Origin of the sequence: Nocardia wallacei (assembly GCF_014466955.1) — a bacterium.
GTDB lineage: Bacteria > Actinomycetota > Actinomycetes > Mycobacteriales > Mycobacteriaceae > Nocardia > Nocardia wallacei.
Genome location: NZ_AP023396.1, coordinates 2,705,247 through 2,728,115 on the forward strand (window position 1 = coordinate 2,705,247; position 22,869 = coordinate 2,728,115).

General features: G+C 70.2%; 29 protein-coding genes. 18 read left to right on the forward strand and 11 right to left on the reverse strand.

The window, feature by feature from the left end; translation table 11 throughout:
• Positions 1-5: 5 nt before the first annotated feature.
• Positions 6-665, reverse strand: a complete 660-nt coding sequence (locus NWFMUON74_RS12255) for a TetR/AcrR family transcriptional regulator (RefSeq protein ID WP_187687925.1) — start codon at positions 663-665, stop codon at positions 6-8.
• Positions 666-787: 122 nt separating this feature from the next.
• On the opposite strand from NWFMUON74_RS12255, the gene NWFMUON74_RS12260 reads away from it, so the two are divergent.
• A complete protein-coding gene (locus tag NWFMUON74_RS12260; RefSeq protein WP_187687926.1) occupies positions 788-1,009 on the forward strand; it encodes a hypothetical protein in 222 nt (73 codons plus the stop codon).
• A 4-nt stretch (positions 1,010-1,013) separates the two neighbouring features.
• Positions 1,014-1,346, forward strand: coding sequence for a hypothetical protein (locus tag NWFMUON74_RS12265; protein ID WP_187687927.1), 333 nt, complete (start codon positions 1,014-1,016; stop codon positions 1,344-1,346).
• An 18-nt stretch (positions 1,347-1,364) separates the two neighbouring features.
• Here NWFMUON74_RS12265 and NWFMUON74_RS12270 read toward each other — a convergent pair whose 3' ends face one another.
• Entirely contained in the window at positions 1,365-1,910 is a 546-nt protein-coding gene (locus NWFMUON74_RS12270; RefSeq protein ID WP_187687928.1) for a DUF2165 domain-containing protein, read from the reverse strand.
• A 235-nt stretch (positions 1,911-2,145) separates the two neighbouring features.
• Between NWFMUON74_RS12270 and NWFMUON74_RS12275 the strand changes: the two genes are divergently transcribed.
• The 5 genes from NWFMUON74_RS12275 to NWFMUON74_RS12295 all read left to right on the forward strand — a co-directional run bounded on the left by NWFMUON74_RS12275 (position 2,146) and on the right by NWFMUON74_RS12295 (position 5,563).
• Positions 2,146-3,249, forward strand: coding sequence for a hypothetical protein (locus NWFMUON74_RS12275; RefSeq protein ID WP_187687929.1), 1,104 nt, complete (start codon positions 2,146-2,148; stop codon positions 3,247-3,249).
• A gap of 132 nt (positions 3,250-3,381) precedes the next feature.
• Positions 3,382-4,020 (forward strand): flavodoxin family protein, encoded by a 639-nt coding sequence (locus tag NWFMUON74_RS12280; RefSeq protein WP_187687930.1) that lies wholly within the window; start codon positions 3,382-3,384, stop codon positions 4,018-4,020.
• A 28-nt stretch (positions 4,021-4,048) separates the two neighbouring features.
• Positions 4,049-4,513, forward strand: coding sequence for a CinA family protein (locus tag NWFMUON74_RS12285; protein ID WP_187687931.1), 465 nt, complete (start codon positions 4,049-4,051; stop codon positions 4,511-4,513).
• Between the two features lie 141 nt (positions 4,514-4,654).
• Positions 4,655-5,074, forward strand: coding sequence for a helix-turn-helix domain-containing protein (locus tag NWFMUON74_RS12290; RefSeq protein ID WP_187687932.1), 420 nt, complete (start codon positions 4,655-4,657; stop codon positions 5,072-5,074).
• Between the two features lie 126 nt (positions 5,075-5,200).
• Positions 5,201-5,563 (forward strand): hypothetical protein, encoded by a 363-nt coding sequence (locus NWFMUON74_RS12295; RefSeq protein ID WP_187687933.1) that lies wholly within the window; start codon positions 5,201-5,203, stop codon positions 5,561-5,563.
• A gap of 15 nt (positions 5,564-5,578) precedes the next feature.
• On the opposite strand, the gene NWFMUON74_RS12300 is transcribed toward NWFMUON74_RS12295, so the two are convergent.
• Positions 5,579-6,223, reverse strand: a complete 645-nt coding sequence (locus NWFMUON74_RS12300) for a TetR/AcrR family transcriptional regulator C-terminal domain-containing protein (RefSeq protein WP_187687934.1) — start codon at positions 6,221-6,223, stop codon at positions 5,579-5,581.
• Between the two features lie 96 nt (positions 6,224-6,319).
• Here NWFMUON74_RS12300 and NWFMUON74_RS12305 point away from each other — a divergent pair, with 96 nt between their 5' ends.
• Positions 6,320-7,822 carry an FAD-dependent monooxygenase gene (locus tag NWFMUON74_RS12305; RefSeq protein WP_187687935.1) on the forward strand — a complete coding sequence of 501 codons (1,503 nt, stop codon included), beginning with the start codon at positions 6,320-6,322 and terminating at the stop codon, positions 7,820-7,822.
• Here NWFMUON74_RS12305 and NWFMUON74_RS12310 read toward each other — a convergent pair.
• Positions 7,819-8,451 carry a PAS and ANTAR domain-containing protein gene (locus tag NWFMUON74_RS12310; protein ID WP_232111160.1) on the reverse strand — a complete coding sequence of 211 codons (633 nt, stop codon included), beginning with the start codon at positions 8,449-8,451 and terminating at the stop codon, positions 7,819-7,821. The two genes, NWFMUON74_RS12305 and NWFMUON74_RS12310, sit on opposite strands and share 4 nt — an antisense overlap.
• 243 nt (positions 8,452-8,694) lie before the next feature.
• On the opposite strand from NWFMUON74_RS12310, the gene NWFMUON74_RS12315 reads away from it, so the two are divergent.
• Entirely contained in the window at positions 8,695-9,351 is a 657-nt protein-coding gene (locus tag NWFMUON74_RS12315) for an SRPBCC family protein (RefSeq protein ID WP_187687937.1), read from the forward strand.
• Complete coding sequence (locus NWFMUON74_RS12320) at positions 9,351-9,782, forward strand: ArsR/SmtB family transcription factor (RefSeq protein ID WP_187687938.1); 432 nt, start codon at positions 9,351-9,353, stop codon at positions 9,780-9,782. Before NWFMUON74_RS12315 ends, NWFMUON74_RS12320 begins: the two co-directional genes overlap by 1 nt.
• A 290-nt stretch (positions 9,783-10,072) precedes the next feature.
• Here NWFMUON74_RS12320 and NWFMUON74_RS12325 read toward each other — a convergent pair whose 3' ends face one another.
• Entirely contained in the window at positions 10,073-10,714 is a 642-nt protein-coding gene (locus tag NWFMUON74_RS12325) for a maleylpyruvate isomerase family mycothiol-dependent enzyme (protein ID WP_187687939.1), read from the reverse strand.
• Between the two features lie 49 nt (positions 10,715-10,763).
• Here NWFMUON74_RS12325 and NWFMUON74_RS12330 point away from each other — a divergent pair, with 49 nt between their 5' ends.
• The 3 genes from NWFMUON74_RS12330 to NWFMUON74_RS12340 all read left to right on the forward strand — a co-directional run bounded on the left by NWFMUON74_RS12330 (position 10,764) and on the right by NWFMUON74_RS12340 (position 12,337).
• Positions 10,764-11,705, forward strand: coding sequence for a MerR family transcriptional regulator (locus NWFMUON74_RS12330; RefSeq protein ID WP_232110986.1), 942 nt, complete (start codon positions 10,764-10,766; stop codon positions 11,703-11,705).
• A 37-nt stretch (positions 11,706-11,742) separates the two neighbouring features.
• On the forward strand, positions 11,743-11,961 hold the full coding sequence (locus NWFMUON74_RS12335) for a LuxR C-terminal-related transcriptional regulator (protein ID WP_187687941.1): 219 nt from the start codon (positions 11,743-11,745) through the stop codon (positions 11,959-11,961).
• 172 nt (positions 11,962-12,133) lie between these two features.
• A complete protein-coding gene (locus NWFMUON74_RS12340; protein WP_187687942.1) occupies positions 12,134-12,337 on the forward strand; it encodes a hypothetical protein in 204 nt (67 codons plus the stop codon).
• A 94-nt stretch (positions 12,338-12,431) separates the two neighbouring features.
• Here the strand turns inward: NWFMUON74_RS12340 and NWFMUON74_RS12345 are convergent, their stop codons facing one another.
• Positions 12,432-13,517, reverse strand: coding sequence for a YihY/virulence factor BrkB family protein (locus tag NWFMUON74_RS12345; RefSeq protein WP_187687943.1), 1,086 nt, complete (start codon positions 13,515-13,517; stop codon positions 12,432-12,434).
• A gap of 372 nt (positions 13,518-13,889) precedes the next feature.
• On the opposite strand from NWFMUON74_RS12345, the gene NWFMUON74_RS12350 reads away from it, so the two are divergent.
• A complete protein-coding gene (locus NWFMUON74_RS12350; protein ID WP_280329246.1) occupies positions 13,890-15,602 on the forward strand; it encodes a DEAD/DEAH box helicase in 1,713 nt (570 codons plus the stop codon).
• Between the two features lie 74 nt (positions 15,603-15,676).
• Here NWFMUON74_RS12350 and NWFMUON74_RS12355 read toward each other — a convergent pair whose 3' ends face one another.
• Positions 15,677-16,270: a TetR/AcrR family transcriptional regulator gene (locus NWFMUON74_RS12355; protein WP_187687945.1), complete on the reverse strand. Its 594-nt coding sequence runs from the start codon at positions 16,268-16,270 to the stop codon at positions 15,677-15,679.
• Positions 16,271-16,372: 102 nt separating this feature from the next.
• On the opposite strand from NWFMUON74_RS12355, the gene NWFMUON74_RS12360 reads away from it, so the two are divergent.
• Positions 16,373-17,113 carry an SDR family NAD(P)-dependent oxidoreductase gene (locus NWFMUON74_RS12360; protein ID WP_187687946.1) on the forward strand — a complete coding sequence of 247 codons (741 nt, stop codon included), beginning with the start codon at positions 16,373-16,375 and terminating at the stop codon, positions 17,111-17,113.
• Here the strand turns inward: NWFMUON74_RS12360 and NWFMUON74_RS12365 are convergent, their stop codons facing one another.
• Positions 17,114-17,929 (reverse strand): AraC family transcriptional regulator, encoded by an 816-nt coding sequence (locus tag NWFMUON74_RS12365; protein WP_232110987.1) that lies wholly within the window; start codon positions 17,927-17,929, stop codon positions 17,114-17,116.
• Positions 17,930-17,984: 55 nt separating this feature from the next.
• On the opposite strand from NWFMUON74_RS12365, the gene NWFMUON74_RS12370 reads away from it, so the two are divergent.
• Entirely contained in the window at positions 17,985-18,554 is a 570-nt protein-coding gene (locus NWFMUON74_RS12370) for a class I SAM-dependent methyltransferase (RefSeq protein ID WP_187687947.1), read from the forward strand.
• 13 nt (positions 18,555-18,567) lie between these two features.
• On the opposite strand, the gene NWFMUON74_RS12375 is transcribed toward NWFMUON74_RS12370, so the two are convergent.
• The gene (locus tag NWFMUON74_RS12375) at positions 18,568-19,146 is read right to left on the reverse strand and encodes an SWIM zinc finger family protein (RefSeq protein WP_187687948.1); all 579 of its coding nucleotides are present in this window, start codon (positions 19,144-19,146) and stop codon (positions 18,568-18,570) included.
• A 1-nt stretch (position 19,147) separates the two neighbouring features.
• The gene (locus tag NWFMUON74_RS12380; protein WP_187687949.1) at positions 19,148-20,893 is read right to left on the reverse strand and encodes a DEAD/DEAH box helicase; all 1,746 of its coding nucleotides are present in this window, start codon (positions 20,891-20,893) and stop codon (positions 19,148-19,150) included.
• Positions 20,894-21,025: 132 nt separating this feature from the next.
• Here NWFMUON74_RS12380 and NWFMUON74_RS12385 point away from each other — a divergent pair, with 132 nt between their 5' ends.
• Positions 21,026-21,778, forward strand: a complete 753-nt coding sequence (locus tag NWFMUON74_RS12385; RefSeq protein ID WP_187687950.1) for a TetR/AcrR family transcriptional regulator — start codon at positions 21,026-21,028, stop codon at positions 21,776-21,778.
• 90 nt (positions 21,779-21,868) lie between these two features.
• Here NWFMUON74_RS12385 and NWFMUON74_RS12390 read toward each other — a convergent pair whose 3' ends face one another.
• Complete coding sequence (locus NWFMUON74_RS12390) at positions 21,869-22,063, reverse strand: DUF7455 domain-containing protein (RefSeq protein WP_024805954.1); 195 nt, start codon at positions 22,061-22,063, stop codon at positions 21,869-21,871.
• Between the two features lie 375 nt (positions 22,064-22,438).
• Here NWFMUON74_RS12390 and NWFMUON74_RS12395 point away from each other — a divergent pair, with 375 nt between their 5' ends.
• On the forward strand, positions 22,439-22,825 hold the full coding sequence (locus NWFMUON74_RS12395) for a DUF952 domain-containing protein (RefSeq protein WP_187689110.1): 387 nt from the start codon (positions 22,439-22,441) through the stop codon (positions 22,823-22,825).
• Positions 22,826-22,869: the final 44 nt, after the last annotated feature.

Consider the following 22,869-nt stretch of genomic DNA (forward strand, 5'->3'; position numbering starts at 1 on the left):
CGGGACTACCTCCGCATCGAGGATCGTGCCCGCGCGAGTTCCGTGATCGCGCTGGTGGCATGCCGGTCGAAGCGCTCGCGGGTAATCCCCAGCGCTCCGTCCAGCCATGGCCGGTACAGGAACGCCATGGCGCCGAAGATGGCGTGCGCGTTGAGGCGGATGTCGGTCTCGTCGGCGGGATGGTGCTGCTGCTCGGTACCGGCGAGACTCATGGCGATGGGCGCGGTGAACTCGACCACGAGTTCGTTGCCGCGTTCCCCGAGCACCCGGGTGGCCTGCGACTCCACGAACATGACGCGGCCGCGCCGCGGGTCCTCGTCCATGTAGTCGGTGAAGCGCGCCACCACGTGCGCGAAGATCTCGCCCGGATCCGGCGGGGCGGTGGTGAGCGCGGTGAGCAGCCGGTCGCGCGCGCCCAGCACCACCTCGTCGAGCACCGCCAGCTGCAGCGCGTCCAGATTCGTGAAACTCTCGTAGAAGTACCGCTCGGTCAGACCCGCGGCACGGCACACCGCGCGCATCGACATTCCCGCCGCGCCGATGCTGCCCATCAGCTCCAGCCCGGCGTCGAGCAACTGCCGGCGGCGGGTCGCGGTGCGGTCGGCGGGTTCGCGGCCCCGCCATCGTCGCGACTCGCCCCGGGGCTCCTCGGTGGCGGTGGACATGGCCCGCATCCTCTCACAACATCCGCGCCGACAGATGTTGACATCGCATGCTGTTGACATCGCGTGATGTCGACAACTAACCTTCGGAAATTCGCACGTGATCGGCGTTTCGAGGAGAACGCATGAAGTTCGGGCAGGCGGCGCAATCGCTGGTGTTGAACATTCTTCGCCCCGGCGGCCTGCTGTCTGCGGTGCAGATCCAGCGACAGGCTCGGTTGACGAGCTGGAGCACTCGCACCGCGCTGGCACGGTTGCAGGAACGCGGCCTGATCGTGGCGATTCCGTACAAGGGCTGCTGGCAGATCAGCGACCGCGGACGCGTGACCCCGACGGGTTCGAGGTGAGCCGGTGGCAGCGCTACGGCCGCTGATGTTCGGCTATCTCTGCGACCATCTGGTCGACGATCCCGGTCACTGGGAGGCGCTCATCGCGGAGACGGCGGCCGCCGAGGGCTTCGACCTGGGCGAGATCTTCCACGAGCGGCGACTGGACAACGGCCTCGTCCCGCCGCAGTTCCTCGCGCTGATCGACGCGCTGCGCCGGGCCGACGCGCACGTCGTCGCGATACCAGCCGGGCACCTCAGCGGACACGCGGTGCCGGAGATGTGCCTGGTGGATCGGCTCATGGACGGCGCGGGCACCCGGATCCACGAGGTCCGCGAGAGGTCGCTCGCCGGCTGAATCCCGCGTCGAGCGCGGCTACTGCGCCGCGCGGGTCTCCGCCCGGCCCGACATGTGCACGAGAATCAGCCCGACGGCCGCCAGCAGGAAGTTCTGCAAGGCCGCCGAGGACGCGTTGACCTGTTTGTTCGCCCACATCCGGAACCATTCGCCGCCGATGGTGAGGAAACCGCCCGCGAACAGTAGCACCGCCATGGTCCAGCCGAGGCTCGACAGCTTGGCCGCCACCGCGGTCCGCGCGGCGTCGCGTCCGGCAAGTGCTCGCCAGCCCGTCGCCGCTCCGGCCAGCAGCGCGAACGCGATCAGGTACTCCCAGATCACCACGAGGATGTAGGCGACGAGCAGGACCGTTCCGTTGGTGATCGCGCGCCAGTCGGTGCCGGAATGGTGGATGGTGGCGTGCATCGACAGCACGGCCTCCACCCCGCGGCGGTTGGTGTCGGTGTCGATGCAGTTGGTGACCGCGACGATCAGGTAGTACAGCCCGGTGATCGTCGCCAGTACCGTCACGGCCGTTTCCCTGCTCCCGGCCACGTCGAGGAACCGCTTACCGCTGAGACTCAATTTCGCCACCTGATTCGACGGGTACCGCGCTCGTGGGACGGCGGCATCGTACTTCGAAGCGAGCCCTCGCGCCATCGGAACGCATTTCGCACGGCTCGGGATGCCTTGTGGCACAGCGGGTCCAGCGTGCCCAGGTTTGACCGCCACCGCAGGGGCTATGCCGGTGCGGGCGGGACCCGTCGTCCCACCCGGAAACGACCGTGGGTAAGGAGTCGCGCATGCCGAGGGCGGTGACATGACCGACGACCGTCCCCGCCGGACCGTGGTGGTCGGCATCCTCGCCGACCCCGATCTCCCCGCGCGGCTGGCCCAGTACCTCGGGCGCACCCTGCCCGGCGTGCTGGCGAACCGCGTCGACGACCGGGTCACCTGGCGGGCGGAGGTGGTCGACGATCCGTTCGAGGCCATGTACCCCGACTACGACCGGCTGGTGGACAAGGCACACGAACGCGTCCGCACCACCGACTGGGACCTGGCGCTGTGCGTGACCGACCTGCCGTTACGCGGACCGCACGGCTTCGTCATGGCAACCGTCGACCTCGACTCCCGGGTCGCGCTGATCTCCCTGCCCGCGCTCGGCGGCCTGCGGCTGCGCCGCCGCCTGACCGATCTGGCCGCGGCCCTGACCGCCCGGATGGAACCCGGTCATCGGCCGCAGACCGGTCTGGTCCGGGATCTCGCCCGGCGGCTGGGCTCGCGCTCGGTGCGCGTCGAACGGGCCCGCACCGACAACGAGGTCCACGTGTTCGGTTCCCCGACGCCCGGGACGGTCCGCCTGCTGGCCGGGATGGTGCGGGCGAACCGGCCGTGGCAGCTGCTCGTGGGCCTGTCCTCGGCGCTGGCCGGTGCGATCGCGGGCACCGCGTTCGGGGTGCTCTACTCCTCGATCTGGCAGCTCGCCACCGCGCTGGGCCCGGCCCGGCTGGCGGGGAGCACGGTCGCCGCCCTGGCGGTGCTGACGGTGTGGATCATCGCGGGCCACGGGCTGTGGGAGCGTGCCGAGAACACCAGCGGCACAAGGGATCCCGATCGGCGACTGCGCAACGCGGGCACGGTCGCCACCGTCCTGGTCGGCAGCGCGGCCTTCTTCGCCACGCTCTACCTGCTCGCCCTGGCGGCCGTATTGCTCGTGATCCCGCCGGATTTCCTCGGCAAGACCCTGGGGCACTCGGCGGGCGTGCGCGATTATCTGACGATCGCTTTGACCGCGACGATCCTCGGAACCGTCGCCGGTGCGGTCGGCTCCGGCCTGGAGGACGACACGACCGTGCGCAAGGCGGCCTACAACCACCGCCGCCGCGAGCGCCACCGCTGGGTCGAGCAGCGCGGCGACAGCTGACGCGATCCAGGGGCGCTGCGGGTTCGCTGCCCGGCGAGTGGGCCGGGATGGTCTTCGTACCGGTTGGTTGCCGGGGCAACGGGTACGCGCAGGGAGACGGACCGCGCACGATCACGACCGAAGGAGGCCGAGATGACGGCGAACGACCCCGACCCCCACGACGGCGACACTCGCGACCTGACCGCGGTCGCCCTGGTCTGCACGCTGAAACCCTCGCCGGCCCCGTCCAGCAGCGACCTGCTCGCCCAGCAGGTGCTCGCCGAACTGGCCGAGCACGATGTCGCGGGTTCGGTGGTGCGGGTCGCGGACTACGACGTCCGACCCGGCGTCACCGCCGACGAAGGGGACGGCGACCAATGGCCGCGGATCCGCGAGCGCGTCGCCGCGGCCGACATCGTGCTCATCGCCACGCCGACCTGGGTCGGGCACATGTCCTCGATCGCGCAGCGGGTGCTCGAACGCCTCGACGCCGAATTGTCGAACACCGACGACGCGGGCCGCCCGGCGATGTACGACAAGGTCGGCCTAGCCGCCATCGTCGGCAACGAGGACGGCGCGCACAAGATCGCGGCCGACCTGTTCCAGGCGCTCGGCGACATCGGTTTCACCATCCCCGCGCAGGGTTCGACGTATTGGAACGACCAGGCCATGGGCGGAACCGACTACAAGGACCTGGACAGCACGCCCGAGGCGGTGGCGAAGACGACCGCCACGCTGGCCCGCAACGCCGCCCACCTGGCCCGGCTGCTGCGCGCGGACGGATATCGGTAACCACGGGAGAACTGTCGAGGGAGAGAACATGGACACGAGCCGCCTCGCCGAGGAAATCGCCGCGTCGGTGCGGGACAAGGGGTCGACGGTTGCGGTCGCCGAATCGCTCACCGCGGGCAGGCTTTCCGCCGCGCTGGGCGCGGCCTCGGGCGCGGGGGACTGGTTTCGTGGCGGCGTGGTCGCGTACTCGACGCAGGTCAAACGTGCCGTGCTGGGTATGCCGGACTGCTCGCCGGTGTGCGAGGAGGCCGCGGTCGCGATGGCGCGCGGGGTGCGGGAGCTGATGGGCGCGGACATCGCCGTCGCGGTCACCGGCGTCGGCGGCCCGGACAAGCAGGACGGCGAGCCGGTCGGCTCGGTGTGGTTCGCGGTCGCCACGCAGGCGGGGGTGCGGCCGCTGCACCTGCACTTCGACGGTGACGCGCCGGAGATCGTCGATGCCACCGTCGACCACGGCCTGGAACTGCTGCTGGACTCGGTGCGCGGGAGTTAGCGCCGCGACCGGCCCCTTTCGTCCGATTTGCCCTGTGCTGCTTATTGATTCGGCATCGTGGCGCCGCCGCGTTTGTTAAGATCGGCGGCACCGGCGTCGGCCGGGGCGGGGCACGGTGCGGCGAAGGGAGTTCGGCTGCTCATGACGGCTGATTTCGCCGAACGCCTGAACAAACTGTTCGAGATGGTGCATCCGCCGGGACGCAAGCCGCATACCAACGCCGAGGTGTCCGACATTCTCACCGCCGCCGGCCACCCAATCTCCAAACCGTATCTGTCCCAACTGCGTTCGGGCCGGCGCAAGAACCCCTCCCCGGAGACCGTCGCCGCGCTGGCCCGGTTCTTCAAGGTCGACCCGGCCTACTTCACCGACGACGTCTACGCCGCCAAGATCGACCACGATCTCGAACTGCTGTCCCGCCTGCGCGGTTACGGGTTGCGCCGGTTATCGAACCGCGCCTTCGACCTCTCCGAGGAATCGCTGAACCTGCTCACCTCCATGGCCGACAAGCTACGGGCGAGCGAGGGACTCCCGGCAACCGATCCCGAGTACGGCGAATAAGGCCCGTCACCTGCACCTGAGGTCCGATTACGCGGCGAATCCGGAATGCGGCCCGATCCACCCCCTGAAACAGCGGATGTTTGCTGACTAGTGACTATTGGCCGAGTGTCCGGTATGTTCCTGGGCATGGCGGATGCTAGCGAGTTGCTCACCTACCAGGTGACGATCTCCCGGCCCGACGACTACGGCGTTTCGTGGTGGCAGGTCGGTAATGCCGGCAGCCCCGCGCAGGCTGCCGCGGCGTTGTCCGAGCTGGCTACTCGCTGCGCCCTGGAACTACCGGCGCCCACCGGTCACTGCTGGTTCGCCTGCGATGTCCGCCGCGCCGACGACACCCAGGTGGACTATTTCGTCGGCTCGATCCGCACCGCCCAGCTGTGCGAACTGCTCCGCGAGACGGCGGCCCGGATTCTCGATGTGACCTCGGCGGCCTCGCGGGGTGCCGGTGAGGTCGGGCATTCGGTGCCGCCGCGGCGGGGCCGTCGCTGACACCGGCGCGCCGGATCAGTCCCGCGTGCGCAGCGCGAGGATTCCGGCGAGGACGACCCGCAGGCCCTGTTCGAATTCGGCGTCGGGATCGATGCCGAAGACGGCGGTGACCATGCGGGCGGCGCGGGGGTAGCGCTCGGCGTCGACGGCGCGGGCGAGGTGGTCGGCGTCGTACGGATTGCCGCGGGTGTACTCGGTGCCGGAGCGGGCCTGCTCCTCGATGACGAAGCCGACCGTGTAGTGCAGCATGATCGGGAAGACCCGGTGCGCCTCGGCGGGACCGAAACCCGCGTCCTCCAGCGTGCGTAGTGTCAATTCGACTGTGCGCCACATGGCTTCGTCGCTGATGAAGGTACCGGCCAGTACCTTCGCGCCGTCGCGGTGCCGCAGCATGGCGTGACGCAGGCGGCTCGCCAGCGCGATCACCCAGTCCTGCCAGTTCTCGCCCTGTCGCGGCGCCTCGACGCCGGTGACGGCGGAGACGAACACGGCCTGTGCCATCGCGTCGAGCAGTTCGCGCTTGTTCTTCACATGCCAGTACAGCGCGGGCGCCTGCACGTCCAGCGCCGCGGCCACCTTGCGCATGGTGAGGCCGTCGAGGCCGACCTCGTCGAGCAGCCCCAGCGCGGCCTCGGCGATCACCGCGGTGTCGAGCTTCACCGCCACCTCCCTCCGTCCGATTGCTTGACAAGTTTAACAACGTTCTGCTCTCCTTAACATAGTTAAATCGACCTTAATGTTGTTAAGGAGACGGTCATGGAGACGACGGACGTGGTGGTGGCAGGTGCCGGTCCGACCGGGCTGATGTTGGCGTGCGAACTGCGGCTCGCCGGAGTCGACGTGGTGCTGCTGGACGGGCTGCCCGCGCGGACCGGGGAATCGCGGGCCGGCGGCATTCACGCCCGCACCATGGAGATCTTCGATCAGCGCGGCCTGCTCGACGAGCTACTGGCGCAGGGCCGCCCGATCCAGGCGGGGCACTTCGGCGGTCTGCCCTTGGATTTCAGCGATCTCGACACCCGCTACCCGTACACGCTCGCAGTGCTGCAGTCGGTGATCGAGCGCGAATTGGACAGGCGCGCAACCGAAACGGGTGCTCCGGTGCGGTGGAGCGCGCCGGTCACGGGGCTGTCGCAGGACGAGGCGGGCGTGACGGTGCAGGTCGGCGGTGCGGCAGGTGCCCGTTGTGTCCGAGCGGCCTATCTCGTCGGTTGCGACGGCGGCCGCAGCGCGGTGCGCAAGCTCGCCGGTATCGGCTTCGCCGGGACCGACGCCACCATGACCGGGATGCTGGCCGACGTCGAACTGGCCGCGCCGCCGGACGGCCCCGTCTTCGCGCGCCGCCGCGGGGTGGGCGACTTCTCGGCACTGCAGTTCCAGCCCGGCTGGTACCGACTCATGGTGCAGCGGCACGATCGGGTGCTGGAACGCGGCGCGACGCTGAGCTTCGAGGACTTCCGCGCGAGCTTCACCGAGATCGCGGGCACCGACTACGGCATGCATTCCCCGCGGTGGGTGTCGCACTACGGCGACGCCGCCCGTCAGGCCGCCCGATACCGCGCGGGGCGGGTCTTCCTCGCCGGAGACGCCGCGCACATCCACTTCCCCGCGGGTGGTCAGGGCCTCAACCTGGGGGTGCAGGACGCGGTGAATCTCGGCTGGAAGCTCGCGAACGCAGTGCGCGACAACGAATCCGGCCACCTCCTCGACACTTACGAGACCGAGCGCGCCCCTCTCGCGGCGCGGGTACTGCACAACACCCGCGCGCAGACGGCACTGCAACGGCCCGGCCCGCACACCGACGCGCTGCGCGAGGTCATGAGCGAGCTGATCGGCGGCGACCCGGTGCGACATCGGCTCGGCCGCATGATCACCGCCCTGGACATCCGGTACGAGACCGGCAGCGATCACCCGCTGGCCGGTCGGCGGATGCCCGACGTCGACCTCGTCACCGCGTCGGGCGAGACCCGGGTGTGCGAATTGCTGCGCACCGGTCGTCCGATACTGCTGCGCCGCAACGGGAATCGGGAAACCGACGGATCCGCGTGGTGCGACCGGATCGATATCGTCGACATCGTCGGCGGCGACGAGCGCTGGGCCGTTCCCGGCGACGGTGAGAGCGCCGCGCCCGCCGCCGTTCTCGTGCGGCCCGACGGCTATGTGGCCTGGGCCGCCGACGAACCCGGTGCCGCGGGACTGACAGCGGCGCTCAGCACCTGGGTCGGCGGCCGGGTCACACGGGAAACCCCTTGCCGCTAGGCGGTTTCCGCTTCGGGATCCTGAGGTGTCCGGCCGACGCGGGTGTGCGCGGTGAGCAGGATGTGGTCGAAGTCGCTGCGGACCGAGGCGGGTGTCGGTTCGGCGATCTCCAGATCCGCGAGCAATTGCGCGGACAGATCACGCAGCTTCACGTTGGTCTCCTGCGAGCGCCAGCGGAGCACCTCGAAGGCTTGGCGCGCGCTGATGTGGTAGACCCGCATCAGCACCCCCTTGGCCTGTTCGATCACGGCCCGCGACTCGTACAGTCCGGGCAGCGTCTCGTCCAGCACCTCCTGCCGCTGCGCGGCGAAGGTGTCGGTGAGATCCAGGTAGTAGCCGGCCGTGCCGATCACGGTGCCGGTGTCGTCGATGATGCGGTCGGCGATCACCATGGCCTGGTGCTCCCCGCCCTTGGTGTCGATGAATCGGTGGTGGCTGGAGAAGGATCCACCCGAGCGCACCGCCGCCGCGAGAATCTCCTCGACGTGTGCGCGGTCCTCGGGGTGTTTGTGGGCCAATAGCAGGGCCGTTGTGGGCACGATCTCGCCGGGCGTGTAGCCGTGCATGGCGAAGATCTCGTCGGACCACTCCCACCGCTGGTCGGCGAACCAGAAGCGGAAGCTGCCCACTGTCCGCGTCGGTGAGAGGTAGGTGTCTGGGTTGTCGCCGTCCGACGCGTCGACGACTTCCCCGGTCTGCTCCGTCACCGGGCAAGTATTACCGCACCACCTCCGAAAATCCATTCTCACCAGCACTTTCGATTCGCGTCTGCCAGCAGGTGCGCACGGCCACTGCCAGCGCGAGAGGTGGAAAGGGTTCATTTCTGATAGCGGAGCCGCTAATATAAGTCAAAACTTATCAAGGAGGTAGTCATGTCCCTGCTCACCGATCCGGCCGCCATCGCGGGACTGGTGGCCCGCGAGGTCCGCACCGGTTCCCGCGACGGCGCGCCCACCCGCATCGCCGTCGCCCGCCGCATCTACGGCACCGATCAGCCGGATCTGTGGGATGCGCTCACCGACGGCGAGCGCATCCCGCGCTGGTTCCTGCCGATCAGCGGCGAATTGCGGGTAGGCGGGCGCTACCAGATCGAGGGCAACGCCGGGGGCGTCGTCGAGGCATGTGAGGAGCCTTCGCGGTTCGCCGTCACCTGGGAGATGGGCCCGCAGATCTCCTGGCTCACGGTCACCCTCACCCCGGTCGGGGACGGCACACAGCTCGAGCTGGTGCACGAGGCGTTCGTCGATCCGGAGCTGTGGACGCAGTTCGGGCCCGGCGCCGTGGGTGTCGGCTGGGATCTCGCGCTGATGGGGCTGGGCCTGCACCTGTCGAGCGGAGAGCCGGTGGATCCGGCTGCGGGACTGGCCTTCCCGACGACTCCGGAGGGCGTGGCGTTCGTGCGGGCGGCGTCGAGCGGCTGGGCGGAGGCGGCCGTCGCGGACGGTGACGATCCGGAGACCGCCCACGCGGCCGCGGCCCGGACGGTGTCGTTCTACACCACCGTCCCCGAGGACGATCAGCAGTCCTGATGGGGCAGTCTCCGGCGCAGGTCTTCGAGGCCCTGGCCGACCCGGTCCGGCGCGACATCCTCGAACTGGTCGCCGCCGCGGAGCTGTCCGCGGGCGCCATCGTGACGGCCGTCCAGCGCTACACGCGGATCTCGCAGCCCGGCGTCTCGCAGCATCTGAAGGTGCTGCGAGACGCCGGGCTGGTGCGGATGCGGGCGGACGGCACGCGCCGCCTGTACGCCCTCGACCGCGCGGGCCTGGAGACCGCCCGAGCCTGGCTGGCCGAGCTGGCCGACCCGCTGGCCGCGTTCGCCCAACCGCTCGACGCCCTCGCCACCGAGGTCGCCCGCGGCAAGCGCACGCGCCGCGCGGCCGCCCACGGCGCACCGGAGGCGCAGGATGCGAACGTCCGCCGTGACGATCACCCGAACCGGGACACCCGCCCCGCATGACCGCACCTGCTGCGGCCCGGCTCGCCGAGCATGACCGTGCCGAAGCATGACCGTGCCGAAGCATTACCGCGCCGAGCACCAGCTCGCCGGGTGAGCCCGGCTTGCCGATCACCGCGCGCGTCCCGCGTCGAGCCACGTGCTGCTGACCGCGGGTCGTGTCGCAAGACCGCGCCGTAGCGTGCCCTCCAAGTCGGGGGATGAGCCTTGGTTGGCCGTCGCTGATGTGCGGGGGGTGAGGTACGCCATCCTGACCGCCGGGCGTGGTGCCAGGGGTGCCTCTCGACTTCTGATCACGCGGTGTGATCGGCGAGCAGACGGGCGGCGCCGTCGCCGGTGAGGTGTTCGCGGGCGGCGTGCCTGCCGGTGAGCAGCAGGAGCAGGGCGGCGGCGGGGCCCTCGATGCGGGGGCCGCTGCCGACCGCCCACTCGGTGTCGGTCGCCGCCAGTCGGAAACCGCCGAAGGTCTTGCGGCAGTGGGACATTCCCGTGTCCCAGACTCGGTCCAGAGCCACGTGGGTGGCGGCGATCGGCATGGTTCGGGTGATTCCGAGTGGGACCGCGATGTCCTGACCGTGTACCAGCAGGTCCATCAGGCGGTCGGCGGGCGTGGTGCCCGGGGCGGTCCGGCGCTGTCCGATGCTGTCGCGCAGCTGGCCGAGCAACGCTGCGGTGGGCGTGCGGTCGGCGTGGCGGATGGCGGTGTCGCGGATCATCCGGTGCAGGTTGCCGCGGGCGCGAATCAGGCTGACCAGCAACACGCCCGGCCCCGCGCCGGCGGACAGCACGACGTGCGCGACCACATCGCGCACGCGCCAGTCCGCGCAGAGCGAGTCGCACTCCCACTGCTCTTCCGGCAGCGTCTCCAGCAGGTCGGCCAGGGTCGTCCGCTCGGCGGCCACGGCGCGCCAGAGGTTTTCGGTGGTCATCGTCATCGCTCGCTCCATCGTCCGGGTATACCGGTACGGTAGGAACTCCACCGAGGTGGAGGTTCCAGCGAACGTGATCGACGACACACCCGGCGGCGGCTCGATCGGTATCGGGGAGCTGTCGCGGCGGACCGGGGTCCCGGTGCGCACCATCCGTTTCTACTGCGACGAAGCGGTGCTGGAGTCGCGCCGCACCTCGGGCGGGCACCGCGTGTTCGACCCGGCCGTCGCTGTCGATCGGCTGCTGCTGGTGCGCCGACTCCGAGCGCTCGGTCTCGGCCTCGGCGCGATCGTGGACGTCCTCGCCGGCGCCACCACGATCGAGGACGCGGTCGCCACCGAACGCGCCGCGCTCGACGCCGAGCTGGCCGTGCTGGCGTGGCGCCGCGCCGCCCTGCTCGCCGTCGAGTCCGCGCCACCGGCCGCCCGGCTCGGACACCTGGAACCGCTTGCCGCCGTGGCGGATCGGGGCGGCGCCCAGGATGCCGTCGTGACGTTCTGGCGGCGCGTGCTCACGCCCTTGCCACCCGCGACGATCGAGGCGTTCCTCTCGATGCACGTCCCCGCCCTGCCGGTCGCCCCGCAACCGTGGCACGTCCTGGTCTACGCCGAATTGTCCACGCTGGCAGCGGATCCCACTTTCCGGGTCGCGATGTCGCGGCGGTTGCGGCAATCGGACGGCGGCCGGATCCGGCACGAGCGGGAGTTGCTGGGCGGGGTGGGGGAGGCGTGCGAGGCCGTGGGCCGGCTGCTCGCCGCCCACCAGTCGCCCCGGCCCGGCCCCGAACTCGATCGGTTCGTCGCCGCGCACGCCGCCGCGCGAGAGGAACGCGACACACCCCGGTTCCGGCGGCGATTACTGTGCGGCGCAAAGGTTCCCGACCACCGTATTCCGCGCTACTGGCAGCTCACCAGTGAGGTCACCGGCACCGTCACCGTCGGTGACGCGCAACACTGGCTGCTCCAGGCCCTCGCGCTGGGGCTCGACGACCGATAGCACCCGCCGACACCGAGAACACCACGGCAGTCCCTGCATGCGGCGATCCCGCGACGAGAACGCGGACACCGTTCGTACCGCGCGATACCATGTGCTGCGGCTCGTGGCGACGGGCCATACCAACGGTGAGATCGGCGCCCGGCTCGGGCTGTCGAACAATACCGTCAAGTCCTATTTGTGCACGGTCATGCAGAAGCTCCAGGCGCGGAACCGAGCGCAAGCGGTCGCCAATGCGCGGCGGTACGGCCTGTTGTGAGAGCCGTCTGCCGCAGGATCGGATATGTGTGCCGGGCGGTAGCGAATAAATGTCTCGTCCGCCGGTGAACGCCCGATTTCCGGCCTGACGACATTCTCAAGGTTGCGTTATGAATGTTGCATGAGTAAAAGTTATATACCGGCTCGGCTAATTCTGCGATAAGGGGCGCTCTGTGATCGCGACAGGCAAGGCTGAAGTGAAAGCCCGGGCCCGTGGGGTCGAGAAGGGGTCTGTCGTGCTGTCTCTGCTGGTCTGCTCGATATTGACGGGTGGAATAGCCGCACTCACGCAATCGTGGTTTACATCTGCAATTGCATTTGTGTTGATAATTTTGGGATTGGCGGTGACCTTCCGCATCCTGCGCCCCGGGCGCTGACTCGCACATCCGCCGCGACACGCCCCTCCCGCGATGCCGCGCGGTTATAGCCGTGCCCGCACCCCAGCTACGCCTCGGCACACGGAAAACGGGCTCACGGAATGATGCGCAGTGGCTGCGAGGTGTCCGGCCGCGATTCGGGCTCGGGCGGCGCGGCTGTCGGCGAGCCGGGGGCGGACGTGTCGTCGTCGCCCGGGCCGGACGCACGCAGATGCCGGGTGAGCCAGCGCTTCAACTGCTCGACCCGGGTGGCGCGCGCCGGCCAGAACTCCTGCACGGTGGCATTGAATTCCGCGCCGAGAATCACCGCGAAGCCGAGGAAGAAGGTGAACAGCAGGAACGCGATAGGGGTCGCCAGCGCGCCGTAACTGATGCCGGTGCGGGTCACCCAGGCCAGATAGCGGCGCAACCCGTCGCTGGCGGCCATGAAGAACACGCCCGCCACCACCGCGCCCCAGAACAGTCGATGCCACGGCAGCGATCTGTGCAGGGCGAGCTTGTAGAGAGTGGTCAGGCCGACGATGAGCAGCAGCCCGGTCCCCGGGTAGTAGAAGCTGTCGAGCAACCGCAGCCCCGGCTCGCGCCAGCCCTCGGGCAGCGCCCGGCCGATGAGCGCCGGGCCCAGCGCCACCAGCGGCAGCACGAACACCGCCACCACCAGGAACAGCACGTACAGCAGCAGGGCGAAGATGCGCTGCCACACCGGATGCCGGGCGTCCTGCTGGTCGTGCGCGGCCACGATCGAATCGACGAAGGTCGCCATCGCCGACGAACCGGCCCACAGCGACAGCACGAAACCGACCGAGACCACCGCGCCGCGCCCGCGCCCCAGCACATCGCCGACGGTGGGGGCGATGAGATCGTCGACCACGGTGGGGCTGAACAGGTTTCGGCTGAAACTGATGATCTTTCCCTCGACGATCTGTACGGTGTCGGGCCCGAACCAGCCGCCCACGTAACCGAGACTGCCGAGCAGTCCCAGCAGCAGCGGCGCCAGCGACAGCGTCTGCCAGAACGCGGCGGCCGCCGACTTGGCGAAGATCGAATCGTCCCACGCCTTCACCGCCACCCGGGCGATCAGCTGCCAGGTCCGGTGCAGGATCCGCCGGGCACGCCGACCCGCGGCCGCGCCCGGACTCGGTGCGGCGCTGTCGTCCGGAGGTGGTTCGTGCGCGTCCATCGTGCCTACAGCATCACCTACGGCCGCGCCGAATAGGCGAACGGATGGAAAACGTGTCGCGCGGCGGTGGTCGTGGTGGGCGAGATCGAAGGCTCTTCGCGCGGCGGCTGCCGGTGGGCAAGCTCACAGGCGCGTCGCGAGGCGGCGCGGCAGCCGCCCCGGGGCTCCGGACCGCGGGCGCGGGGCAGCCCCGCGCGACACGCCCGGCCCACGGCCCGCGCTCGGTTTCCGGAGCCGCCGCGGGCAGCGTCGCGGAGCCAGCGGTGGTCACCGAAATCCGGGCCCGCGGGGCCGCGCGAACCCGCGATCCGGGGGGCGGTCCGGCGGCAGGCGATTGGCTTGGTGTCGGTGCGGGTCGCTAATCTCTGTGGAGTGACTTCGGGTGGTGCTGGTTCGTTACGTGCATGGCAGCGCAGGGCTCTCACCAAATATCTGACGACGAAGCCACGCGACTTCCTCGCGGTCGCGACGCCGGGTGCTGGTAAAACCACGTTCGCGCTGCGACTGGCTTCCGAGTTGCTGGCCGACCGCACCGTCGACCAGGTGACGGTGGTCGCGCCCACCGAACATCTCAAGCATCAGTGGTCGGCGGCGGCGGCGCGCGCGGGTATCGCGCTGGACTCCAACTTCTCCAACTCCACCGGCGGCACCTCCGGCGACTATCACGGTGTGGTGGTCACCTACGCGCAGGTGGCGTCGCATCCGTTCAAGCATCGCGTGCGCACCGAGAACCGCCGCACCCTGGTGATTCTCGACGAGATCCACCACGCCGGCGACGCGAAGAGCTGGGGCGACGCGGCCGCCGAGGCATTCGGCGACGCGACGCGGCGGCTGGCGCTCACCGGCACCCCGTTCCGCAGCGACGATTCCCAGATCCCGTTCGTCAACTACGAGTCCGACGAGGCCGGATTTCCGCGCTCGCGCGCCGACTACGCCTACGGTTACTCCGAGGCCCTCGCCGACGGCGTCGTGCGCCCGGTGGTCTTCCTCGCCTACTCCGGCGACGCGCACTGGCGCGACAGCGCGGGCGAGGAGTACTCCGCACGCCTGGGCGAACCGCTGAGCGCCGAGCAGACCGCCCGCGCCTGGCGCACCGCGCTGGACCCGGCCGGAGACTGGATGTCGAAGGTGCTCGGGGCCGCCGACACCCGGCTGCGCCAGCTGCGCGCCACCGGCATGCCCGACGCGGGCGGGCTGGTGATCGCCACGGATCAGGAGCGGGCGCGCGACTACGCCGAACTGCTGGAACACATCTCGGGCGCGCGCCCGGCGCTGGTGCTGTCCGACGATCCCACCTCCTCCCAGCGGATCGGCGAGTTCGCGGCGAGCACCGACCCGTGGATGGTCGCGGTGCGCATGGTGTCCGAGGGCGTGGACGTGCCGCGCCTGGCCGTCGGCGTCTACGCCACCAGCGCCTCCACACCGCTGTATTTCGCCCAGGCGATCGGCCGGTTCGTGCGCGCCCGCCGGCCCGGCGAGACCGCGAGCGTCTTCCTGCCGTCGGTGCCGGTGCTGCTGGACCTGGCCGCGCAGCTGGAGATTCAGCGCGATCACGTCATCGGCAAGCCGCACCGGGAGAAGAACGGCCTCGAGGACGAGCTGCTGATCGAGGCCAACAAACAGCAGGACGAGCCGGGCGAGGAGGAGCGGAAGTTCGTCGCGCTCGCCGCCGACGCCGAACTGGATCAGGTGATCTACGACGGCGATTCGTTCGGCACCGCGACCTTCGCGGGCAGCGACGAGGAGGCCGACTATCTCGGTATCCCGGGCCTGCTCGACGCCGAGCAGATGCGCGCGCTGCTGCGCGACCGCCAGACCCGCCAGGTCGAGGAGCGCAGCGCGGCCGCCGCGGGCGCCGAATCCGGCCCCAGCATCGCGGCCGCCGCCGAGCGGGTCGCCACCGCCGACCGCCTCAGCGAGCTGCGCCGCGAACTCAACAGCCTGGTCGCCATGCATCACCACCGCACCGGCAAGCCCCACGGTGTCATCCACGGCGAGCTGCGTCGCGAATGTGGCGGTCCCCCAACGGCATTGGCGACGGCCGAGCAACTCTCCCAGCGCATCGCCGCCCTGCGCCGCATGTAGTCGCGCCCGACCCGCCGATACCTGCGCGACACACGGCCGTTCGGCGGCGATCCACCAACCTGCCCCGCACGGGTTCAGGTGGGCCAGGCGGCCAGGGCGCGGTCGATCGTGCGGCTCAGCTGCGGTAGGTCGGCGCCGTCGCGAGCCTGGACCGACAGTCCGAACAGGACGGTGGCGTAGAAGTCGGCCAGTTCGGCGGTGTCGGTAGCGGCGGGGAGGTCGCCTTCGGCTACGCCACGCTCGAGGCGGTGGCGGATGTCTTCCACTGTCGCCCTGCGCTTTTCGACGAGGAAGTCGCGGATCGTCGTGTTGCGGGTGGTGTAGGTGGACCCGGCCAGCACGACCATGCAGCCGCGCGGTGTGGTGCCGTCGACGTAGGCGCGGGCATTGTCGCGCAGCATGGCCTCGATGGCGGTGCGCGCGGTGGGTTCCTCGCGCAGCGCACGTGCGGTGTACCCGCCCTCGGTGCACCCGTAGAGTCCCACGGACTCCCGGAACAACTGCTCCTTGCTGCCGAACGCCGCGTAGAGGCTGGGGGAGTTGATGCCCATGGCGGAGGTGAGGTCGCTCATCGACGCGCCCTCGTAGCCGTGCTCCCAGAACACCTCCATGGCGCATCGCAATGCCCGCGCCCGATCGAAGGCGCGGGGACGACCCCGTTCGGCCACGACCGCTCCTTTCTGTGTCGATCGTTAAATATACCCTTGACGCCGCCTTCCCGGTCTGCTTGAGTCATTTATGTACTGATCGACACAGAATTAGGAGCGGAGATGAACGACCTGACCGGGACCGCGGCACTCGTGACCGGAGGCAGCCGGGGCATCGGCGCCGCGATCGCGCGGCGGCTGGCCGAGGCGGGCGCCGACGTGGCGCTGACCTACCGCACCGGCGTGGAGAACGCGGAAAAGGTGGCGGCCGAGATCGAGGCGCTGGGTCGTCGCGCACTCGTCGTGCGGGCCGACAGCGCCGACGCGGGCGAGATCGTCGCGGCCGTCCACCACACCGCCGCGACGCTGGGGCGGCTCGACATCCTGGTCAACAACGCCGGCATCTTCCCGGCCAAGCCGTTCGAGGATTTCACCCTCGACGAGATCGATCAGGCGCTGCACATCCACGCCCGGGCGGCCTTCGTCGCCGCCCAGGCCGCGGTGGGGCACATGACCGAGGGCGGCCGGATCATCAGCATCGGCTCGAACCTGTCCGAGCGGGCGCTGTTCGGCGGCCTGGCGCTGTACAACCTGAGCAAGTCCGCGCTCAACGGTTTCACCAAAGCCCTTGCGCGGGAACTGGGTTCGCGCGGCATCACGGTGAACCTGGTGCAGCCCGGCGCCACCGACACCGATATGAATCCGGCGGGCGGCGACCACGCCGGTCAGCAGTTGCAGTTCAATCCATTGGGCCGGTTCGCCGGTCCCGACGACGTCGCCGCCATGGTGGCCTTCCTCGCGAGCCCGGCGGGACGCGCGGTCAACGGCGCCGTCGTGACCGTCGACAGCGGAACCAACGCCTGATCAGCGGGCGAAGTACCGGCCCGGCGACACCCCTATCGCGCGGCGGAAGGCGGCGACGTAGGCGCTGGCCGAGCCGTAGCCGACCCGCTCGGCGATGCGCGCCAGCGGCAGCCCGCCAGCCAGCAGCGGCAGCGAGGCGGCCAGCCGGACCTGAGTTCGCCACTGCCCGAAGCTGATTCCGGTCTCGGCGCGAAACAGCCGGGCCAGCGTCCGCGCGCTGGCGGTGGCGTCCGGGGCGAACTCGGCGAGTGTGCGATCGTCGGCCGGGTCGCGCAGCAGGGCCTCGGCGACGGCCCGGGCGCGGGGATCCGCGGGCATCGGCGCGCCGACCGGGGTCACCTCGACCGGTTCGAGCAGATCGAACACCACCGCCTCGGCGCGCTGCCGTCGATCCGCCGCGAGCGCATCGGCGCCCCGCAGGAATACGCCTGGGGCGCGGGGCTTGTCGAGTCCGCCACCGGTGAGGTAGTCGAACAGTTCGTGCAGCAGGCGGTCGACGCGCAGCAGGGTGGGAGCGGCGAAGCGCACCGGGCAGCGGTCCGGTTCGACGAAGATGCCGCGCATGGCGGCGCCGTCGGGGGTTCCGGTGCGGTGCGGCAGCCCGCCGGGTATCCACAGCGCCCGGGTCGGCGGGAGCACCCACTGGCCGCCACCGGCCGCCACTGCCAATACTCCCTGTGAGGCCCAGACGATCTGGTGCTGTGGATGCCGATGCGGTTCGAACCACAGGCCCGCGGGGAGTATGCCCACGCCGAAGACCATCGCGGTGGGTCCGGCGGGCGCCGCGACCTCGAGCGGGTGTCCGTTCTGCGACACAATCTGGCAGCGTAGCGTCTTCCGGCCGCCGACGGGGACTCCTACCGTCACGGTCATGGGTATGAATCTGCCGCACCGCCTGCTCTGCCGCTCCGCTCTCTGGGAGCGCGCCAGCGCCACCCGCATCGTGCCGTGGGCACTGTCGGGCGTGGACCTGGGGGACGCCGCGCTCGAGGTCGGGCCCGGGTACGGCGCGAACGTCGAGGCCCTGCGGGAACGGGTGCCCGCGCTCACCGGCCTCGAGATCGATCCGGTGCTCGCCGCCCGCCTGCGCGACCGCAAGGCCGGACGTCTGAGGGTGCTCGACGGTGACGGCGCGGCGATGCCGCTGCCGGACAACGAGTTCAGCTCGGTCGTGTGCTTCACCATGTTGCATCACGTCCCGTCGCCGCCGCGCCAGGACGACCTGTTCGCCGAGGCCTTCCGTGTGCTGCGGCCGGGCGGCGTCTTCGCGGGCAGCGACGGATTGGACAGCTTCGCCTTCCGCCTGATCCATCTGGGCGACACCTGCGTGCCCGTACCCCCGGAAACCCTCCCGGAGCGCCTCGCTCGCATCGGCTTCGCGGACATCGAAATCGACAAGGACACGAAGAGTTTCCGCTTCCGCGCCCGTCGGCCCGAGTGAGCAGGTCCCGGTGTCAGCCGGTGGGCACTGCGGTGCCCGGATTCGATATGGTCCCGAAATAGGTTGCGGGGTCGATGGTTTCGAGAGGCGTCCACCGAGGTGGCGGTGCGTCGGAATCGCCGGGGGCGACGGTGTCCCGGTAGCCCTGCAGCTCCAGTGCCAGCCAAGGGTTTTCGTCCACGCGCCGGGCGAGGGCGTAGCAGGCGGCGAGCAGATGCAGGCAGCGGGGCTTGCGGGCGGAGCAGGAGCAGTCGGAGTTGAGCAGGCGCGGGGCAACGGAGACGCCCGCGGTGCGCAGGGTTTCGCGGACGGTGTCGGCCAGCTCGGCCGCATCCGGCGGGAGTTGCGCGGCGATGGCGGCGATCCGGGCGGCGGGCAGCGGCGCCAGCTCCAGGTAGGTCACCGAGGCCTGGCTGCCGCGATGGATGGACGCGCGCACCGTACGTCCCTCGATCGCCAGTTCGACGCCGTCGTTGCGTGCGATGCGGCGGGCGCGGGGGAGCAGCGGTTCGGGCCGCGTCTGCGACAGGGGCTCGGCCAGGCGCACCCAGTCCATGCCCCAGGCGGTATAGCCGAATTCGTTGTCGGCCAAATCAATTCCCTCGCTTCCGGCGCAGGATCTCCAGCAGGTGCTCGTCGTCGAGCCGGGCCAGCGCCGCCACCCCGGACGCGGCGCCGGTGCCGCCGGTGTCGGTGAGGTCGGCCAGCGCCGACTTGCGGCCGTGCATACCGGCGATGTGTTCCTCGACGGTGGTCCCCGTGGTGAGCGTGGTGACAGTGACGGGCCGGGTCTGGCCGATCCGGTGTACGCGGTCGGAGGCCTGCGCCTCCACCGCCGGATTCCACCAGCGGTCGTAGTGCACGACGTCGGCCGCGCGGGTCAGGGTCAGGCCGGTCCCGGCCGCGCGCAGGCTCAGCACCAGCACCGGCGGTCCGTCCGGTGTCTGGAATCGCCGCACGATATCGGCGCGCTGCGCGGCGTCGAGTCCGCCGTGGAAGAACGGCACAGTGATCCCGAACCGCTCGGCGCAGTGGCGCACCAGCAGTTCGCCGGTGCGCCGGTACTGGGTGAAAACCAGAGTGGGAGCGCCGTTGTCGAGGTTGTTGGCGAGCAGATCGGCGCACACGTCGAACTTGCCGGAGCGCCCGGCCAATTCGTCCAGCTCGCCGGTCACCAGGCCCGGATGGTTGCACACCTGTTTCAGGGCGGTCAGCGCCGCCAGCACCCGGGTCTGCCGCTGCGTGCCGCTGCCGAAACCCTCGGCCGCCGCCTGGTCGAGCAGCCCGTCGTACAGCCGCTGCTGCTCCTCGGTGAGATCGCACACCACATCGCAGTGGAGCTTCGACGGCAGCGCGGCCGCCACCTGTATCTTCTTGCGCGCCAAGACGAACGGCTCCAGGACGTCACGCAGCCGGATCGCGGCCCGCTCCGAGCCCTCGTGGATGGGCCGCACGAACCGGCGCCGGAACTGCGCCTTGTGCGTGAACGCCCGCGGTGCCACCAGATTCAGCAGCGCCCACAATTCGTCGAGATGGTTCTCCACCGGCGTGCCGGTCAGTGCGATCCGGGCGTCGGCCCGCAGTGCCCGCGCCGCCCGTGCCACCTGGGTGCGAGGATTCTTCAGCACCTGCGCCTCGTCGAAAACCACTGTCGCCCAGTGCTGCTCGGCCAGTGCCCGGCCGTGTCCGCGCAGCGTGGGATAGCCGGTCACGACGATGGACCCGCCGGGTACGGCGCCGAGGTCCCCGCCGCGCCACACGACCGGCGTCAGCCCCGGCGCGAACCGCTCGAGCTCCAGTGCCCAGTTGCCCACCAGCGAGGTCGGGCAGACCACCAGCTGCGGTCCGTCGTCGGCCCGGCCGAGCAGATAACCGATCGCCTGCACGGTCTTGCCCAGTCCCATCTCGTCCGCGAGCACCGCGCCGCCGTGTGTCGCGGTGGTCTCCCGCAGCCACGCGATGCCACCGGCCTGGTAGGAACGCAGGTCGGCCCGCAGTGTGGTGCGCAGCTCGGCGAGCACGGCCTGGCTGCCGGCGCACGCTCGGGCGGCCCGGTCCGCGGATACGACGGCGGTCCGTGCCGCATTGGGAACGGCGTGCGCGACCGGCGGCAGTTCGGCGGTCGCGCCGCCCAGTACGGCGCGCCAAGCGATGACCGAGGCGCCGGGTGCCGCGACCGGCATGGTCGCGAACCGGCCGGGCTCGGCGAGTGCGCAGTCCACCGCGGTGACGGTCATGCCGGAGCCGTCGGGTGCGGGAACGGCGAGGGAGACGGGTTCCGTGTCCGCGCCGGACGCGGGAATCGGCGCGGAACCGTTCCAGGTCCACAGCGCGAACATGTGCCGGTCGGGCAGATAGGTGGCATGGGTGTAGGTGGCATGGGTGGTGGGCAGGACGACCCTCCTGATCTACGTACTCTGTACGGGGTATTCTAACTTCGTACAGGGTACCGATATTCCGCGAGGAGCGCCGTGACCGACGATTCGGCCGTCGAGCAGGCAAGACAGCTGCTGCAGCTGCTGTGGCGGGAGTCGCTGCCGCGCCGCCCCGGCGCACGCGGCCCCAAGCCGGGCGTCAGCGTCGACGAGGTGGTGCGCGCCGGGGTGGCGATCGCCGACCGCGAGGGCTACGACAAGGTGTCCATCCGCGCGGTCGCCGCCGAACTGGGGCTCGGGCCGATGAGCCTGTACACCTACGTGCCCAGCAAGGAAGCGTTGGTCATCCTGATGGTCGACGCGGTCGCCGCCGAGGATCCGCCGATCGATCCGGCCCTGCCCGTGCGAGACCGCATGGCAGCGATCGCGCGCGTCGTCCGCGCCGAGCTGATCGCCCACCCGTGGCTGCTCGAGGTACCGCCGTGGCGACTGGTCCTGGGCCCGGGCCGGCTGCGTCGCTATGAACGTCAGCTGGCCGCGCTGGACGGCACCGGTCTGCCGGATGTGGAACTGGATCGCGTGATCGCGGTGCTGTCGGAATTCGCCACCGGCAATGCCCGCATGGCGGTCGCGGCCCGGCGCAGCGCCCGCGAGATGAGCGACGCGCAGTGGTGGGAAGTGCACGGCCCCTTGCTGACCCAGGTGATGCCCGCCACCGAATTCCCGCTGTCGGCGCGCGTCGGGGCGACGGTCGGCGAGCAGTACCAGGCACCGGGCGACCCGGACGGAGCGTTCGAGTACGGGCTGGACCGGCTGCTCACCGGTATCGAGTCCACCTTGCCGCGCTGAGGTCCGCGCACGCGAAACGGGCGGCCAGATGGCCGCCCGTTATGGGTTTCTGTTGACGGATTCAGTTGTCGATCGGACTGAAGGAGCTGATTACAGCGCCGGTGCCGACTCTGTGTCGATCACGGCTTCGAGCTCACGGAGACGGTCCATGTGCTCATTGGCGTGATGCTGGCAGAAGAGCAACTCGCCACCACCGGGAAGGATCGCGCGCACGCGCGCGGCCGCCCCGCAGCGGTCGCAACGATCGACCGCGGTCAGTGGGGTGCTAGTCAGTGTTCCTGGCATGACTCCTCCGTCCTGGATCCCGGCGCAGAAGACCGTTCACCTGGTGTGGGGCCCGCGGTCCCTTCCGCGGGCTCGCTACCGCTACTTCCCAGCAGGGGCTATGACTACTCTGTCAGACGTTCGGGACGGGGGCTTTGTTCCCGGAGATGTTCCTTTGTGTTTTCCCTAACACGACCAGGCATTTCGCGGAAAGCGAACAGCCGGGCAGCACCGGGCGAAGTGTAGGTACCCACTTCCGTGAACAGGCCGATCCAGTTGTCTATCGGGAGACTACCCCGGCATACCGACAATCACACTCCACTGATGGCAAACTTCGAGGCCACCGCGGGTTTTCGACGGCGTGCCGGGCCGGTGATCACCGGCTATGGTCGAGCGATGGACGCCGACGACCCTCGAAATGCCAAGGCGGGCACCCTCGTTCACCTGTGCACCCGCGCCGAATGGGATGCCGACCGGGCGGCGGGGGAGCGCCGCCCGGCCTCGCTGGAGGATGCGGGTTTCGTGCATCTGTCCACGCCGGAACAGGTGCACCTGCCCGCCGACCGGTTGTTCGCCGGTCGGCGGGATGTGGTGTTGCTGTGGCTGGATCCGGGCCGCCTCGACGCGCCCGTGCGATGGGAGCCCGGCGTGCCCTCCGATCCGGCCTCGATGCGCTTTCCGCATCTGTACGGACCGCTGCCCGCGGCGGCGGTGACGGCCGTGACCGAGTACCTGCCGGGACCGGACGGCCGCTTCGGCGCGCCGCCGCGGCCACCCGCCTGACCTTCAGGTGGGCGCTGACGCCTTCGGCGCGCCGCCCCGGGCAC